The 16,542-nt window shown below is 73.5% G+C and carries 14 protein-coding genes; 7 read left to right on the top strand and 7 right to left on the bottom strand.

Annotated elements, in window-relative coordinates; genetic code table 11:
- Positions 1-128 precede the first annotated feature (128 nt).
- Positions 129-245: an FxLD family lanthipeptide gene (locus ACIP82_RS04970; protein ID WP_400651151.1), complete on the bottom strand. Its 117-nt coding sequence runs from the start codon at positions 243-245 to the stop codon at positions 129-131.
- Positions 246-307: 62 nt separating this feature from the next.
- Positions 308-943 (bottom strand): HAD-IA family hydrolase, encoded by a 636-nt coding sequence (locus ACIP82_RS04965; protein WP_400650939.1) that lies wholly within the window; start codon positions 941-943, stop codon positions 308-310.
- A gap of 759 nt (positions 944-1,702) precedes the next feature.
- Between ACIP82_RS04965 and fabI the strand changes: the two genes are divergently transcribed.
- The 4 genes from fabI to ACIP82_RS04945 all read left to right on the top strand — a co-directional run bounded on the left by fabI (position 1,703) and on the right by ACIP82_RS04945 (position 4,860).
- A complete protein-coding gene (gene fabI / locus ACIP82_RS04960) occupies positions 1,703-2,461 on the top strand; it encodes an enoyl-ACP reductase FabI (protein WP_400650936.1) in 759 nt (252 codons plus the stop codon).
- A gap of 5 nt (positions 2,462-2,466) precedes the next feature.
- The gene (locus ACIP82_RS04955) at positions 2,467-2,919 is read left to right on the top strand and encodes a MaoC family dehydratase N-terminal domain-containing protein (protein WP_400650933.1); all 453 of its coding nucleotides are present in this window, start codon (positions 2,467-2,469) and stop codon (positions 2,917-2,919) included.
- Between the two features lie 138 nt (positions 2,920-3,057).
- Entirely contained in the window at positions 3,058-3,582 is a 525-nt protein-coding gene (locus tag ACIP82_RS04950; RefSeq protein ID WP_400650930.1) for a hypothetical protein, read from the top strand.
- 195 nt (positions 3,583-3,777) lie between these two features.
- Complete coding sequence (locus ACIP82_RS04945; RefSeq protein WP_400650927.1) at positions 3,778-4,860, top strand: alpha/beta hydrolase; 1,083 nt, start codon at positions 3,778-3,780, stop codon at positions 4,858-4,860.
- Between the two features lie 29 nt (positions 4,861-4,889).
- Here the strand turns inward: ACIP82_RS04945 and ACIP82_RS04940 are convergent, their stop codons facing one another.
- Genes ACIP82_RS04940 through ACIP82_RS04920 form a run of 5 tightly spaced genes read right to left on the bottom strand, consistent with a single transcriptional unit; the run spans position 4,890 to position 11,408 of the window.
- Positions 4,890-6,200, bottom strand: a complete 1,311-nt coding sequence (locus tag ACIP82_RS04940; RefSeq protein WP_400650924.1) for an NAD(P)/FAD-dependent oxidoreductase — start codon at positions 6,198-6,200, stop codon at positions 4,890-4,892.
- The gene (locus ACIP82_RS04935; RefSeq protein WP_400650921.1) at positions 6,197-6,988 is read right to left on the bottom strand and encodes an ABC transporter ATP-binding protein; all 792 of its coding nucleotides are present in this window, start codon (positions 6,986-6,988) and stop codon (positions 6,197-6,199) included. The genes ACIP82_RS04940 and ACIP82_RS04935 overlap by 4 nt, the downstream gene beginning before the upstream one ends.
- Entirely contained in the window at positions 6,985-8,835 is a 1,851-nt protein-coding gene (locus ACIP82_RS04930) for a dipeptide/oligopeptide/nickel ABC transporter permease/ATP-binding protein (RefSeq protein ID WP_400650918.1), read from the bottom strand. The genes ACIP82_RS04935 and ACIP82_RS04930 overlap by 4 nt, the downstream gene beginning before the upstream one ends.
- A 7-nt stretch (positions 8,836-8,842) precedes the next feature.
- On the bottom strand, positions 8,843-9,811 hold the full coding sequence (locus ACIP82_RS04925; protein ID WP_400650915.1) for an ABC transporter permease: 969 nt from the start codon (positions 9,809-9,811) through the stop codon (positions 8,843-8,845).
- A 13-nt stretch (positions 9,812-9,824) separates the two neighbouring features.
- Positions 9,825-11,408: an ABC transporter substrate-binding protein gene (locus tag ACIP82_RS04920; protein ID WP_400650913.1), complete on the bottom strand. Its 1,584-nt coding sequence runs from the start codon at positions 11,406-11,408 to the stop codon at positions 9,825-9,827.
- Positions 11,409-11,618: 210 nt separating this feature from the next.
- On the opposite strand from ACIP82_RS04920, the gene ACIP82_RS04915 reads away from it, so the two are divergent.
- The 3 genes from ACIP82_RS04915 to ACIP82_RS04905 all read left to right on the top strand — a co-directional run bounded on the left by ACIP82_RS04915 (position 11,619) and on the right by ACIP82_RS04905 (position 16,465).
- Entirely contained in the window at positions 11,619-13,331 is a 1,713-nt protein-coding gene (locus tag ACIP82_RS04915) for a DUF885 domain-containing protein (RefSeq protein WP_400650910.1), read from the top strand.
- Positions 13,332-13,621: 290 nt separating this feature from the next.
- The gene (locus ACIP82_RS04910) at positions 13,622-13,978 is read left to right on the top strand and encodes a DUF5132 domain-containing protein (RefSeq protein ID WP_400650908.1); all 357 of its coding nucleotides are present in this window, start codon (positions 13,622-13,624) and stop codon (positions 13,976-13,978) included.
- Positions 13,979-14,170: 192 nt separating this feature from the next.
- Positions 14,171-16,465 carry an ATP-binding cassette domain-containing protein gene (locus ACIP82_RS04905; protein WP_400650905.1) on the top strand — a complete coding sequence of 765 codons (2,295 nt, stop codon included), beginning with the start codon at positions 14,171-14,173 and terminating at the stop codon, positions 16,463-16,465.
- The last annotated feature ends 77 nt before the right edge of the window (positions 16,466-16,542 follow it).

Genomic DNA, 16,542 nt, shown 5'->3' with positions numbered 1-16,542 from the left:
ACGGGGGGGCCCCCCCCCCCCCCCCCCCCCCCCCCCCCCCCCCCCCCCCCCCCCCCCCCGGGCCCCCCCCCCCCCGGCCCCCCCCCGGGGGGGGGCGCGCCCCCCCCCCCCCCCCCCCCCACCCCTGGTCAGGCGATGCAGGTGCTGCTCGAGCAGGCGCTCTGACAGGTGCCGCCGCAGCCGTCATCGGTGCTGCTCATCAGTTCGGCGATGACCGGGCCCTGATCGGTGACCGTGACATCCAGCTCGAAGTCGTTCTCGGTGAAGCGTCAACTCATTTTGATTGCAAGGCCTTACGGGCGAACGGTCACGGCCGCTGAACGGGGTCAAGGTCGAGCATTCGTGCGACTCGGCCGGCCGTTGCCGGTCCATCGGCGAACACCGCGGTTATGCCCAGGGTCTCGGCCGGTACCAGGTTCGCCGGATGGTCGTCCACGAAGACGCAGTCGGCGGCGGCCAGATCCATGCGGTCCAACGTGCGCTGGTATATCCCCGGGTCGGGCTTGGCGATGCCTTCTTCGCCGCTGATGACTCGCACGTCGAAAAGATCCCATACTCCGGTCTCGGCATACGGGTTGTACGGGTCGAACCCGTAGGAGTTCGACAGGAGGGCAACGATGATTCCCGCGCTGCGGGCCTGCTGGGCAAGCGCGACCATCGAGGGAACGGCGCGCACTTCTGCGTGAGCCCGCCCCATCAGGTTCTCGGGAGCAACCCCCATGATTGCCGCCGTTTCCCGGTTCCAGTCGCTCTGCGACATCCGGCCGAGTTCGAGCTCGACATAGAGCGCGCGCCCCACAGGGTCGTCCTCAAGGGTGCTGCGCCAGGTGTCGGCGGGCAGCCCTTCGCCGGTGCACCACGCGCGGGAGGAGTGGCCGATGGGGGTGGTCATCACTCCCGCGAAGTCGAGGATCAGGCCGCGGTAGGACAACGTGCGCTCCAATGCAGGTGGTTCGGGTGACTCGGGTGCCAACGGACGGTTGGCGAGGTGCCCAGGATGGCGGACAGTTTCCGGATACGGCTGGTACTGGCGTGACCGGCTCTCTGGATGATGACACCCGGGATGGCCTGGTGGCGCGACCACTCCGGGTGGGATGAGCAGACCTCAAGGAGGGTGTCCAGGGAGGTGTCCCACTGCCGTGCGTCACATTGCGCGAGGGCCACGTCGAGCAGCATGCGGTTGTGCGCGGCCTGCGTGAGCCCGGACGGGTCGACCGTCAAGGGCCGCAGGCACGTTTGGCTGTATCCGACAAGCCACGCTGCGGACCGCGGAACCCAATCGCCGACACGGATGTTTTCCAACGGCCAGGACGGCCGAAGGTCAGAAACTCCCACGTTGCTACCCCTCGAAGGGGCGATGGTCCTCATCGCCCCTTCGAGGGGTATGGACCTCGCACTGCATCGGGCCGTACTTCTGGATCCGTTCCGCCTTGCGCTGGCTCTGCGGGGAGTTTCCGGGCCTGGTAGACCTCGGCAAGTCGGGCGTTTGCCTTTGCGGACGATGTGTGGGCGGCGGCGGGGCTCGGCGGGGGAGAGGTCACCGGGCGGCGCGGTCGTCCCCGTGGACGGCGGCTCCTCGATGGGGCACTGACGGTCCTTCCCCCGGCCCGGCACCGGCGGGCCGCGCACCGCCCCACGCACCTCACTCACGCACCGAACGCACCGAACGCACCGAACGGAGAGCCGGAGAACCGGAGAACCGATGGGCATCCTCGGCGGCCGGGGCCTGCTGATCACCGGCGTCCTCACCCCGGCCTCGATCGCCTTCCACGTCGCGCGCGTCGCCCAGGAGGAGGGCGCGCGCGTGGTCCTCACCGCGCACGGCCGGCCGAGCCTGGTCCGGCGGGTCGCCCAGCGGCTGCCCGAGCCGCCGCCGGTGATCGGACTGGACGTCACCGACACCGGGCAGCTCGGCTCGCTGGCCGAGCGGGTCGGCGCGCATCTGGACGGCCTGGACGGCGTGCTGCACTCGATCGGGTACGCGCCGCCGTCCGCGCTGGGCGGCAACTTCCTGAGCACGCCGTGGGAGGACGTCGCGACCGCCGTGCACGTCTCGACCTACTCGCTCACGTCGCTGACCATGGCCGCGCTGCCGCTGATGGGGCCGGGCGGCTCGGTGGTCGGGCTGGACTTCGACGCCTCGCGGGCCTGGTCCGGCTACGACTGGATGGGCGTGGCCAAGGCCGGGCTGGAGTCCTGCGCCCTTTACCTGGCCAAGGAGTTGGGGCCGCGCGGGATCCGGGTCAACCTGGTGGCGGCCGGCCCGCTGGCGACCACCGCCGCGCGCGGCGTCCCTGGCTTCGACGGGCACGACTGGGACCGGGCGGCCCCGCTCGGCTGGGACGCGGCGGACGCCGGGCCGACCGCGCGGGCCTGCGCCGTCCTGCTGTCGGACTGGCTGTCGGCCACCACGGGCGAGATCGTGCACGTGGACGGCGGCGCGCACGCGGTGGGCGGCTGACCGGCATGGCGCTCAACCGGGCCTGTCTGGACCGGGTGTTCGCCGCACCGGAGCCGTTCCTGGTGACCCGCGCGGCGGTCCGCGCGTTCGCGGCGGCGATCGGCGACCCGAACCCGCTCTACCACGACCCGGTCGCCGCCCGGGCCGCCGGCCACCCGGACCTCCTGGCCCCGCCCACCTTCGCGGCGCTGGTCGCGGGGGAGGCGTACTGGCAGCTGCTGACGGACCCGGAGTTCGGCCTCCCTCCGGAGGGCACGGTCCACCTGGCGCAGTGGTTCGGCTTCGAGCGGGCGCTGCGGGCCGGCGACGAACTGGCCGCCGAGGCGGTCCCGGAGGCGATGGACCGTCAGGCCGGCCGGGACCGGGTGGTGTTCCGGACCACGATCGACGACGCGCGGGGCGGGCGGGTGGCCACCGTCCGGACCACGCTGCTCGGCCCGGCACCCGGGCCGGGCTGACCGGACCGCACCGCCCCCGCCGGGCTTCGGGTGCCTGGCCGTCGCGCCGGCGGGGACAATGGGTGTTCGACCTGTCACACAGTTCGACCTGTCACACAAGGGGGCCGTGCCATTCTCACTCTCATCCTCGCCTGCGACGTGCTCTTCTGGGTCCTGCTGGTGGCCGGCCTGGCGGCCCGCTACGCGGCCGGCCGGCCCCGGCTCGGCGGCGCGCTGCTGTTCTGCGTCCCGCTGATCGACGTGGTGCTGCTGGTGACCACCGTGCTGAGCATCCGCGACGGTGTCGAGCCGACGGTCTGGCACGGTCTGTCGGCGGCCTACCTCGGCATCACGGTGGTCTACGGGCACCGGACGATCCGCTGGGCCGACGCGAAGTTCGCCCGCCGCTGCGCCGGGAACGCGCCGCCCCCGCCGCCGAAGCTGTACGGGCGGGCCGCCGTCCTGGACGCGTGGGCGGGCTGGTTCCGCTTCCTGCTGGCCTACGCGATCAGCGTCGGCCTGATCTTCGGCCTGGTGGCCCTGGTCGGCGGGCCCGACCGGGGCGCCCCGCTGCTGGTCTGGCTCAACCCGCTCACCAAGGTCCTGGTGTACAGCCTGATCTGGCCGGTCGTCACCACCGTCCGGCCCGGCCGCGCCCCGCACCGGCCCGCCGACACGCCGTGACGTGGTCCGGACCACTGGTCCGGACCACGGTCCGGACGGCCCGCTGCGCGGTGGCTCGGCGGGCCTGTCAGGACGGCGGGGCGCAGGGCGGGCAGGCCCTGGGCTGCCGATTGTGTGTTCGCCGGGGCGCGTCAGGGCGTACGGATGGGGGAAGAAGACGGGCAGAGGTCGGCTCCCGGACACCGCGGAGGACCGATGCGCCGAAACGGACGGGTGGCGAACGCCCTGCTCGCACTGGTGAGCCGGGACTGGCTGGGGGTGCCGGTCGCGCTGCTGGTGGCGGGTGTGGGTGCCGGGCTGGTCGGGACCGGTGCGACTTGGGCGGTGACGCTCGGCATCTTATTCGTGACCGTCGGTGTGGTGCTGGCGGTCGGTGCGGTGCGGCACCTGGTGCTGGTGGGCCGCGGAGCGGGGGCGGGCCGGCCGCCGGGGCGGCTGGTCGAGGTGGGTGGGCGCCGGATGCACGTCCTCGCCGAGGGGGTCGCCGGGGACGGGCCGACCGTGGTCTGGATGCCGGGCGGACACGCGCCGGGCGAGGAGTTCGGGCAGTTGCACGCGATGATGGCGGCCCGGACCCGCTCGGTGCTGGTCGACCGGTTCGGTTCGGGCTGGAGCGATGTCGGGCCCTTCCCGAGGACGACGGCGGCCGAGGCGGAGGAACTGCCGGCCGCGCTGGAGGCGGCGGGGGAGCGGGCTCCGTACGTGTTCGTCGGCCATTCCTTCGGCGGGCTGCTGGTCGCGAACGCCGCCCGGCGGCGGCCGGACCTGGTGGCTGGACTCGTGCTGCTGGATCCGACGCCCCTGGATGTCATCGCCTTCGCGCCGCCCAACCGGCTGGTGGCGGGCATGCGCCGGGAGTTCCTGCTGACGGCGGTGCGGCACCTGTTCGGTGCGCACCGTGACCGTGGCGGCCGGACCGGCCAGTACTGCGCCGCCGCGTCGATCTTCGCGGAGCTCTCGCCCTCCGGCCTGGCGGAGGTGGGCTGGGAGACCGTGGTCTACGACGGGGACCTCGGCGACCTGCCGCTGGTGCTGGTCGTACCCCGCGACCTCACGGGTGGCGAGACGGTACTGGCCGCCGCCCGGGACGCGGCCGAGGCCGGGCGGATCGGCCGCTTCTACCTCAGGGCCCGGACCCGCTACCTGGCGGCGTCGACCGCGGCCCGGGTGGTGTACACACCGGCGGGCACCGGCCATGACTTCCCGACCGAGGAGCCCGGGTTCGTGGTCGGTGTGGTCGCGGATCTGGTGCGGGAGCTGCGCACGCTCGGCCCATGACCGCATGTTCACACCCCATGACCGTACGTTCAGCCCATGACCGTACGGGCGGAGCGGGCCCGGACCGGGCGCCGGCGGGAGAAGGCGCCCAGGTCCACGACGTTGCCGGTGTGCTCGCAGCGGTAGTGGACCGGGTCGCCGTCGTGGTCGTGGCCGGCCTCGACCAGGTCGATCAGGGTGGCGAGGTAGCGGCCCACCAGCGGGGCGTTCTTGAACTGGTTGCCGCTCGTGCCCATGGCGACGTAGTAGCCGTCGAGGGCGGTGCGGTCGTAGATCGGGGTCCAGTCGTCGGCGACGTCGTACACGCCCGCGACCCCGAGGGGCCGGTTCGGGACGCCGATCTCCGGGAAGCGGCGGGCCGCCCGGGTGACCTGGGTCCGGAAGCGGTGGGCGGTGGGGCGGGGGTCGGCTTCGTCCGGGTCGTCGATCCACTCCGGCGGGTCGCAGGGTGGCTCGGTGCCGCCGACCAGGAGGCGGCCGCCGGAGGCCGCTCGCAGGTAGGTGCCGAGGTCGAGGTCGGCGACGACGGGGCCGGGTCCGGGACCGGTGGTGTGGCCGCTCGGCGCGACGACCTGGTGGACCTCCTCGCGCAGCGGGCGCACGCCGATCGTGAAGTCGCTGCCGACGCCGGACAGCCGGTTGAGGCCTCCCGACCACGGGCCGGCGGCGTTGACCACGACCGGCGCGGAGATCCGTGTTCCGTCGGCCAGCCGGATGCCCGCGACCCGGTCCGCGTGCCGGTCGACGGCCACCACGGTGTGGTGGAACAGGAAGCTCGCGCCCAGCTCGGCCGCCGCGTCGGCGAGGTTCTGGGCGGCGAGCTGCGGGTCGTCGACGAACCCGGCGTCCGGGGTGAACAGGGCACCGAGCTCACCGGTCGGGCCGTCGAAGAAGGCGTCGTCGTCCACGGGCTTCGGCGGCCAGTACCGCCCGGGGTCGATCCCGGGGAGGTGTCGGCGCAGCGCAGGGGCGTCCCACCGTTCGTACTGGACGCCCGCGCGGTCGAACAGGGCGGTGACCCCGGACGGTGCGACGGCGGGGGAGTCGAGCAGCACGGCGCCGCTGCGGTGGAAGGCCGCGAGCGGGCGGCGGCCGGTGAGCCGCAGGTGGTCGGGCCAGGACGTCCAGAGGTGCTGGGCCTCCCAGGCCGTGGCGACGCCGTCGAAGGTGGAGTAGTTGAACCGGATGATCGCACTGGAGGCGCTGGTGGAGCCGTGGCCGGCGGCGCCCGCCTTGTCCACGACGACCACCTGCCGTCCGGTGCGGGCGAGTTCGAGGGCGACGGCGGCGCCGATCACCCCGGCTCCGACGACGACCGCGTCCGGTCGGCTGGTGGTCATGACGGCCTCTCGTCGGGCAGGGAGGTGCGCAGGCTGGGCACGGAGGCGAGCAGCGTCCGGGTGTACGGGTGCCGTGGGTCGCGCAGCAGGGCCTCGGTGGGGGCGGTCTCGACGATCCGACCGTGCCGCATGACCGCCACCACGTCGGAGACGTAGCAGACCGCGGGCAGGTTGTGGCCGATGAACAGCATGGACAGGCCCAGCCGCCGCTGGAGGCCGCGGATCGTGTTGAGGACGGACGCCTGCACCGAGACGTCGAGCGCCGAGGTGATCTCGTCGGCGATCAGCAGTCCGGGCTCGACGGCCAGGGCGCGGGCGACGGCGACCCGCTGGCGCTGGCCGCCGGACAGTTGCCGGGGCAGGCGGTCCGCGAACCGGGGGTTCAGGCCGACGAGTTCGAGCAGGGCGGTGACCCGCTCGGCACGGGCCTGCCGGTCGAGCCGGTGGAACGCGGTCGCCGCTTCGCCGAGCGTCTGGCGGACGGTCATCCGGGGATCCAGCGCGGTGTCCGGGTCCTGGAGGACGATCTGGACCAGGCGGCCGAGTCGGCGCCGGTCGCCGACGGTGCGGGCCCGGACCTCCCGGCCGTCGAGCAGGACCCGACCCCCGTGCACGGGGGTGAGGCCGACGATCGCGCGGGCCAGGCTCGACTTCCCGGAGCCGGACTCGCCCACGAGGCCGAGCGTGGTGCCGGGCGGGATCTCCAGCGAGACCCCGTCTACGGCGGCGACGGGGCCGCGCGGGCCGTGGTGGCGGACGGTGAGGCCGGTGAGCTGAAGAGCGGTCATGACGCGACCACCTCCGCCGCCACCGGGTACCAGCAGGCCACCCGGTGGACCGCGTCGAGGTCCTCCAGCGGCGGGGTCTCCTCGGCGCAGTGGTCCCGGCGACGTGGGCAGCGGGGCTCGAACGGGCAGCCCGGGGCGGGCGCGAGCGGCTCGGGCAGTGCGCCCTCCACCGTGGGCAGCGGCCGGTCGCGGTCCGCGGTGAGGTCCGGTACCGACTCGACCAGGGCCCTGGTGTAGGGGTGCCGGGTGCCGGTCGCGAGACGGTCGGCGGGCAGGGTCTCGACGATGGTTCCCGCGTACATCACCAGGACGCGCTCGCAGAACTCGCCCACCAGCGCGACATCGTGGCTGATGAACAGGACGGCGGCGGAGGTGTCCCGCCGGATCTCGGACAGCAGCCGGGTGATCTGCCGCTGCACGGTGACGTCGAGCGCGGTGGTCGGCTCGTCGGCGATGATCAGGCCCGGCCGCACCATCAGCCCGGAGGCGATCATCACGCGCTGGCGCTGGCCGCCGGAGAGCTGGTGGGGGCGTGCCCGCAGCAGGGCAGGGGGAAGGGCCACCCGGCGCAGGGCGTCCGAGGCCTCCGCCAACGCCTGGGCGCGGCTCGCACCGCGATGGGCGCGGACGGTCTCGGTGAGCTGGGTGGCGATGCGCAGCGACGGATTGAGCGCCGTGGCCGGGTTCTGGAAGACCATCGCCAGGCCGGTCGCGAGGTGGTGTTCGCGCTGGGCCGGCGTCATGGCGCCCAGGTCGGCGCCGAGCAGACGGAGGGTCCGGTGGGACACCAGGGCCCGCTCCGGGAGCAGGTCGGCGATCGCGAGCGCGGTGAGCGACTTGCCGGAGCCGGACTCGCCGACGAGCCCGACGATCTCACCCGGCCGCAGGGAAAGGCCCACGCCGCGAACCGGTCGGATCACGCCGTCCGGGGTGGGGAGTTCGACGCTCAGGCCCTCGACCTGGAGTACGAGACCGTCCTCGGCGGGCCCGCTCGGCGCGACCGGCTGCCGGGGCGCACGGGGTGCCGGGCCGCGCCGGGCGACGCCTCCCGCCAGGACCTCGCCGAGCAGCTGGAACGTCAGCGCCGCGTAGAGGATGGCCAGGCCGGGGGCGAGGGCGGGCAGCGGCTGTGCGTAGATGCGGTCGAGCCCCTGGTTGAGCAACTGCCCCCAGTCGTAGCCGGGCGGCTGGACGCCCAGGCCGAGGAAGCTCAGCCCGGAGAGCGCGACCAGGGAGGTGCCCGCCGCCGTGGTCGCGCTCAGCAGCAGCGGCTCGGCGATGTTGGGCAGGACGTGCCGCCACAGCAGCCGGTGCCGGCGCAGGCCGAGGACCCGGGCCGAGGCCAGGTGGTCGGTGCCCGCGACGGCGGCGGCGAGCGTCTGGGCGAGCCGGGCGAAACCGGGCACACCGGCGACGGCGAGGGCGAGCGTCGCCCCGCCGGCGCCCGCGCCGAACACGACCGCGAGGAACATCGCGACCAGGAGCGCGGGGAAGGCGAGCAGGAGGTTGATCAGCCCGGCGAGCAGCCGGCGGGTGCGGCGGCCGACCACGGCGGTGGACGCGCCGAGGAGGATGCCCGTACCCGCGCCGATCGCGGTCGCGGCCAGCGCGAGCAGCAGGGAGGGCCGGGTGGCGGTCAGGACCCGGGCGAGCAGGTCCCGTCCGAGGCTGTCGGTGCCGAACGGGTGGGCCGCGGACGGGCCTTGCAGCACCGCCGAGGGGTCGGGGCGGTCCGCCGCCGCGCCCCAGAGGAGGGGGCCGGCCAGCGCGAGCACGACCAGCGACGCCAGCATGGCCGCCGTGACCCAGGCCATGGGCGAGCGCGGGTACCTGGTGGGAAGGGGCATCGGATCCTCAGCTCTCCCTGATCGCAGAGCGCGGGTCCAGCAGCGCCAGCAGCACGTCGACCAGGAGGCCGGCGAGTAGTACGGTCGTGCCCAGGATCAGGACCGTCGCCTGGACCACCGGGTAGTCCTGGGTGACCACCGACTGCGCCAGCGCCGAGCCGATGCCGGGCCAGGCGAACACCTTCTCGACCAGCACCGTGCCGGCGATCAAGGCGGGCAGCAGGCTTCCGGCGACAGTGAGCGCGGCGGTCGCCATGTTCGGCGCCGCGTGCCGCAGGTAGCGGCGGGTGGGGGACAGCCGCTTGCTCCGGGCGGTGCGCATGTAGTCCTCGGACAGCACCTTCAGCGCCTCCACCCGGACGATGCGCACCAGGACGGCCGTGGGCGCGAGGGAGAGCGCGAGGACCGGCAGGACGAAGGACTCCGCGCCCGCCGCGCCGGCCACCGGCAGCAGCTGGAGGCCGACGGCCAGCAGCGCGGTGAGCCCGGCGGCCAGGACGAAGTCCGGTACCCCCGCGAGTCCGGCGGTGACCACGGTGAACGCCAGCTCGCTGCGCGGGTGCCGGCCGTCACGGGTGCGGACGGCGGCGAGCAGTCCGCAGGGCAGGGCGACGGCGAGGGTGACGAGGAAGGCCAGGCCGGCGATCTCCAGGGTGGCCGGCAGCCGGGTGCGGACGAGCTCCGCGACCGGTGTCCCGGTGACCAGCGAGCTGCCGAGGTCGCCGTGCACGAGGCCGTCGAGATAGTGCCGGTACTGGGACAGGAAGGGCGCGTCGAGCCCGAGTTGGTGCCGGCGTGCGGCCACCAGAGCGGGGGAGGCGTCGACGCCGAGCGCCGCGCGGACCGGGTCGCCGGGCACCAGGCGGATCATCACGAACGACGCGGTGAGCACGACCCCGAGGGAGAGGAGCAGCCGGGCGGTGCGGCGGCCGAGGAACGCCGTCCAGGGATTCCGCAGCAGATGGGGCAAGGACACGGTGGGCCCCCGGTCACTGGTGGAGGCGGATGCTGGTGGGGACGAGCTGGCCGCCGAAGGTGGTGGCGAAGGTGGTGCGGTGGCCGTACACGGTGCTCCGGCCGTCCGCGATCGGCAGGGCGTCGACCGAGCGGAAGAGGGCGGCGGTGGCCCGGTTCCAGGTGTCGCAGCCCTCGGTGTCCGGCTCCCGGAGGGCCTGGGCGACCAGGGCGTCGTACTCGGGGTTGGCGACGCCCGCGAAGTTGAGGCCCTGGGCGGGGGTGGGGCCGGAGAAGAACGGGATGAAGCCGACCGGCAGGGCGAAGCCCGGTGAGGTGCCGACCACGACGTCGAAGTCGCCGGTCCGGTACATGGCGTTGACGAGGGCGGGCAGGCTCTCGGTGACCAGCTTGACGTCCGCGCCGAGCTCCGTCCAGGTGCGGGACATCAGCTCGGCGGCGGGCGGCAGGGTCGGTCCGAGGTCCGGGCTGGTGATCAGTCGCAGCCGCAGCGGTCGGCCGTCCTTGGTCAACCGGCCGTCCGGGTCGTGGGTCCAGCCGGCGGCGCGCAGGGCCTCGGTGGCGTCCTGCGTCGGTAGGTTGGCTGCGGCGAGGTCGGCGTGGCAGACGGCGCCCTCGGCGCCGAAGTCGGTGGCGGGCCGGCCGGTGCCGCCGACGGCGACGTTGGCGAGGCCCTGGTGGTCGAGCGCGGACACCAGGGCCCTGCGCAGCGCAGGGTCGGCCAGCGGTCGGCCGGGGCGCTGGTTGAAGAAGGTCAGTCCGACGACGGTCGCCACGTCGGTGGTGGACAGGCCGTGGCCGGTGAGCCGGGCGCGGTCCGGCCCGTTCACGTTCGCGATGTCGACGCCGCCGGTGAGGAGCAGGTTCGCGGTGGTGGAGGCCTGGGGCACCACCGAGATGACGATGCGGGCCGGAAGGCCGGGCTCCGCGGTGGTCGCTCCGGCCGGGCCCCAGGTGTAGCCCTCGCGGACGGTGAACTCGTACGGCCCGCCGGGGGAGTAGCGGGTGAGCACGTACGGGCCGGTGCCGTGGGTGGCGCGGTCGAGCGACTGGGGTCGGTCGAGGCCGGCGGGGCAGACGATCGGCAGCAGGCCGAGGGTGCGGGTGAGGAACGGGAAGGGGGCGGCGGTGCCGGCCGAAACGGTGCCGGCCGGGTCGTCGGCGGTCACGGTGAAGGGGACGTTGGGGAGGACGGTCTGGGCGCCGGCGAGCTGGTTGGCCGGGTCGCCCGCGTAGGTCAGCGCCCGGGCCACCGCCGAGGCGGTGAGGGGGGTGCCGTCGGAGCAGGTGATGCCGGGGCGGAGGGTGAAGGTGGCCGTGGTGGTGGTGGCCTGCCAGGTCGAGGCCAGGCCGGAGACCACGGTGCCGTCGGGGGAGAGGTTGACCAGCGAGTCGTAGGCGTAGCGGGCCTGGGTGGCGCCGAAGGTCGAGTAGGGGTCGAAGCTGGGCGTCTCACTGGCCGCGGCGATCCGGACGGTCCCGTGGTCGACGAGCGGAGTGCTCGTCGAGGACCGGGCGACGCCCGCGCAGCCGGCCACCGCGACGGCCGTGGCGGTGGCGGCGGCTGCCAGGAGGACCGGCAGGAGGCAACGGCGCATGGCGTCATGGTGCCACCGAGTTTTCCCGCTGACGAGTCAACTCGCCTTTGTGGCAAGTGTGTTCGAATAGCGAAAGCCGCCTGTGGGTGCGTCGGGGAGCCGTTCGCGCGGCCCCTGGCGATCGGGTTCGTCTCACCCGTTCGAGGGATAGTACGGCCGCGGTTCCGCGGACCGGGCGACTGGGCGGCCGGTCATCGCCACACTGGCCGGATGAGGACGAGGACGAACGCGCCGGGCGAGGAGATCGGTCGACTGGCCGACGATTACTGGGAGTTCCTGCTGGAACGCGATCCACTGCTGAGGGTGCGCCAGGGGCTCCCGGTGGAGACGCTCCCCGGGGCGTCGCTCGCCGAGGCCGAGGAGCGGGCGCGGTTCGCGGAGGGTGCGCTCGGGCGGGTCCGGGCACTCGGCGGCGTGGGGTTGTCCGGAGTCGACGCCGACACCGCCGCGTTCCTCACGGGGTTGGCCGAGCAGGAGCTGCGGTCCCGCCGCTGCCACTGGCTGACGCCCGCGGCCACGCCGTACCGGCTGTTCCCGCTGTCGCAGTACGTCGACGTGGTCCTGTGCCCGTTCCGCTTCGCCGAACGACCGGACGTCGAGCGGTACTTGTCGCTGCTGCACGAGCTGGCCCGGGTGGTCGGCTCGATCGCCGACAAGGCGGCGGAGCAGGCTGTACGCGGTTTCCGGGTGCCGGCCCCGGCCCTGGCCGGGACGCGCGCCACCGTCGTCGGCCTGCGGGCGTCCGTGGCGCGCCGGGTCGAGGTGGACGACGACCGACTCGGCGGACTGGGCCGCGCCGACCGCGGACGGCTCCGCGACGGGGTGCATCGGCTGGTGGAGGCCGAGCTGGCACCGGCCTTCGACGGCCTGCTCGCCGTCCTCGACGACCCGGCCCACCTGCGCGAGGCGCCGCAGGCCGTCGGCTGGGCGCAGTACGCGGGCGGGGAGGAGGCGTACCGGGAGTTCGTCCGGACTCACAGTGGGGGCGACACGCCGCCCGAGCGGCTCCACGAGCTCGGCCGCGAGCAGTGCCGGGAACTCGCCGAGCGGATGCGGGAGGTCCGCACGGCCCTCGGATTTCCGGGCCCCGAGGGCGAGTTCCACGAGCGGCTGCGCACCGAGCCCCGTCTGTACGCCCGGACCCCCGAGGAGGTCGAGGCCCGCTACCGCGGCCACCTCGACCGGCTCGCCCCGCTGCTGCCGCGCTGGTTCGCCGTGCTGCCGGCCGCGCCGTACGGACTGGCGCGGCTGGATCCGGCGCTGGAGGCGGGGATGACCTTCGGATACTACGAGCAGCCGACTCCGGACGTCCCGGTCGGACGCTACCGCTACAACGGTTCGGACGTGGATCGGCGCTCGCTCCTGGGCGCGGCGTCCTTGATCTACCACGAGCTGGCTCCCGGGCACCACTTCCACCTCGCCCGGCAGGCAGAGGACCTGGAACTGCCGCAACTGCGCCGCGAGGTAGCCGAGTTCACGGCTTTCAACGAGGGCTGGGCGGAGTACGCGGCCGGTCTGGGCTGGGAGATGGGCCTCTACGACGACCCGTGGGACGCGTACGGGCGCCTCGCGCAGGAGCGGTTCACCGCGCAGCGCCTCGTCGTCGACACCGGGCTCAACCTCGGGACGATGAGCCTGGCGCAGGCGCGGGACTTCATGCGCGCCAACTCCACCGAGGCGGACGACCAGATCGTCCCGGACCTGCTGCGCTACTCGACGGACCTGCCCGGGCAGGCGCTCTCCTACCGGGCGGGCTACCTGGAGTTCGGCCGGCTGCGGGCCCGGGCCGAGAGCGGGCTCGGAGCGGGCTTCGACGTACGGGCCTTCCACGAGGCGGTGCTGGGCGGGGGAGGGCTGCCGTTCCCGGCCCTTCGGCGGAGGGTGGCGCGCGAACTCGGCAATCCTCAGCAAGTAGGAAAATAGGCCCATAGGTTTGAATATGTAGGCGGCGGCCTTTACTGCTCAAGCAGGCCAAGATCACTCGCATGAGTGAAATCGGCCGGGACTGTTTGGTCTCGGTGGGCATGGCTCGACTACGGTGGCGAGAGAGTGGGCGGCGGACCCCGGCGATAAGGAATTCGGCCCAGTGGGCCCCGGCAGGGGAATAGTGAATTCCGGAAATGGGTACCTCTGTCCGCCCGGCTGTGCGCTGCTCCGGTGTTCGCAGTGCCCGGGATCCCTGTCATACGTATGCGTGAAGAGGATGGAGCATCATGCCGCCCGTAGTACCGCCCTTCCTGGTTGGCCTCATCGTCGCGCCACTGGCCAAGCGCCTGCTCAAACCGCTGGTGCGCGGTGTCGTCAAGACATCCGTCGGCCTTGCCATGGAGGTGAAGAAGGCGGCCCATGAGGCCGGAGAGAACATCCATGACCTCGCGGCCGAGGTGGCCGCCGAGATGGTGGCGGCGCAGATCGCCGCCGGTGACGTCGCGGCCCCCTCGGGGGACGGCCGGCGGGCCGCCGAGGCCGGCACCCCGAACGGTGAGAAGGACGACCCCGCCGACCGGACCGAGGGCGACGCGAGGACCTCGAAGATCCGTGCGACCGCCGGTGCCGGAAAGGCGCACTGACGGCCTGGCCTGCGGCCCGGGCCGCCGTGCGGGTGAGTATTTCTACCGGACCCGGAGAAATGCGCCTGCGCGGCGGCCGGCCGACGGCCTGTCGGCTGGACCATTCCCCCCTCCAGACTTTCCGATTCGTCATATGTTCCCCGTCCGATCCGTGACGGCTTCCGCGACTTCCGCAAACAGGTGATCGTACACATGCCATCTCTGCTGGGTGCCTCAGTCGGACATCGCTCCGTAGAGGTGGACGTGCGCCCGCGCTCGGTCATTCCGGGCCGTCAGCGCTGGGACGTCAAGCCGGTCCTCGGGCGACCCCAGGTGGCCGAAGTCCTCGTCGCGGCCCTGCGGCGCATCCCGGGGATCACCGAGGCACAGGCCAGCCCGATCACCGGAGGGGTCCTCGTCCGGCACGACGCGCGGGTGAAGGCCGCCGACGTCGGTCGGCTCGTCCGCGGAGCGGTCACCCTGGTCGTGGAGGGCACCGGCGGAAGGGCGCGGACGCCGCAGACCCGGCCCGCCGTCGAACCGGCCCCGCGGGCGGAACGCGGCGCCGGGGGCCCCGTGCTCGCCGTCGGGGGCGGCCTGGCGGCCGGAGTCGCCCTGATCCGGGGGTCGGCGGTGACCAGGCAACTGGTCGCGCTGGGCGGTGTGGCGACGGCGACCGTGACGGTCCTCCGGAAGGCCTGGCGCAGGACGGCCGACGAGACCCGGGAACTGACCGGGGACGGATCCGCCCGCCACCCCCTGCTGGAGATCGTCGGACCGCACCGCCGGCGGCTCTACCGCGCTGCCGCGCTCTCGGTCGCCTGCCAGGTCTCGGAGATGGCGCTCGGCACCTTCCTCGGCTGGACCGCGCTGGTGCTCATCAAGGGCCGGGCCGCGCCGCTGGTCGGCCTCGGCCTGACCACCGCCTCCGCCCAGCTCTGGGGCCTGGCGGGCCTGGTGTCCGTGGCCTGTGCCGCGGTGGCGGCCCTCTCGTACACCTCCAGCCTCCAGTGGCGCGGGCTCGGCCAGGACATCCAGCACGACTGGCGCAACCGGACGTACCAGCACGTGCAGCACCTCGAACTGCGGCACCTGGAGGGTGAGCGGACGACCCGGGTCGCCGGCACGCTCACGGAGGACGTCGGTCAGCTCGGCACCTTCTTCGCCACCTCCGCGAACGACGTGCTGCAACTGGGTACCAGCCTGGCCCTCCTGGTGCCGGCGTTCCTGCTGCTGGCACCGCAGATCGCCTGGATCGCCTTCCTGCCCATCCCGGTCATCGCCTGGCTGTCGTTCCACTACCAGGAGAAGGTGGCGGAGGACTACGCCGTTTCCGGCGAGCGCCGGGCCAGGCTGCACAGCCAGCTGGTCAACACGCTGGAGGCCGGAGCCACCGTCAAGAGCTTCTGCACCGAGGGCTACGAGGCGGATCGCATCGACCGGCTGAGCGAGGAGGCCCAGGAGAGCAGCCGGCAGACCGACCGGAGCGCGATCCGCCACGCCGAGATCGTCCGGGTCTGCACGACCAGCTCCATGGCCGGCACCCTGCTGCTCGGCGGCCTCTCGGTGCTCAACGGGACCCTGCGGTTCGAGGTGTTCAGCCCGCTGATCGGACTGCCCCAGATGGTGCTCCTGCGGATGAGCCGGCTCGGTGGCATCGCCGACCAGTACCAGCGCACGCTGGCCGCCTACGACCGGGTCAAGCGGCTGCGCGAGCTGCCCGTCGAGACCGACGGCACCGGCGGACCGCTCGACATGGAGAAGGTGCGCGGGGAGATCGTCCTCGACGAAGTGACCTTCGCCTACCCCGGCCGCCCCCCGGCGCTGGAGGACCTCTCGCTGACCATCCCCGCCGGGCGGACCACCGCCATCGTCGGCGCCACCGGCTCCGGCAAGACGACGATCGCCAAGCTGCTGATGCGCTTCCAGGACGCGGAGTCCGGCAGCGTGCTGCTCGACGGGCGGGACGTACGTGACCTGCCGCGGCGGGACCTGCGCGAAGCGATCGGGTTCGTCGCCCAGGACCCGTTCCTGTTCGACGGCAGCATCGCCGACAACATCCGCTACGGCAGCTTCGAGGCCTCCGACGAGGCCGTGGTCGAGGCGGCCGCGACGGCCGAGGCGCACACCTTCATCGCGACGCTGCCGGACGGCTACGACACGCTGATCGGCGAACGCGGCGCCGCGCTCTCGGGCGGCCAGCGGCAGCGGATCGCCCTGGCCCGGGCGATCCTCAAGGACTCGCCGGTCGTCATCCTGGACGAGGCCACCTCCGCCGTCGACAACGAGACCGAGGCCGCCATCCAGCGGACGCTCCGGAGCTTCGCCGTCGACCGGACGGTGATCGTGATCGCCCACCGGCTGTCCACCGTCCGCCACGCGGACCGGATCTTCGTCATGGACAAGGGCGGCGTCGTGGCCGAACAGGGCACCCACGACGAGCTGCTCGCACAGCACGGGCTCTACGCGTCCCTCTGGCACCTCCAGGCCGGCGAACTCGCCGCCTGACCGTAGGGAACAGCGCCACCCACGTCGCCGACCGCGTGACAGTACCGCGGTCGGCGCGACGCCGCGCGCCCTGCCAC

The organism is Kitasatospora sp. NPDC088548, assembly GCF_044753005.1.
In the GTDB taxonomy this organism is placed as follows: domain Bacteria; phylum Actinomycetota; class Actinomycetes; order Streptomycetales; family Streptomycetaceae; genus Kitasatospora.
This window is presented reverse-complemented; position numbering and strand designations above follow the sequence as displayed.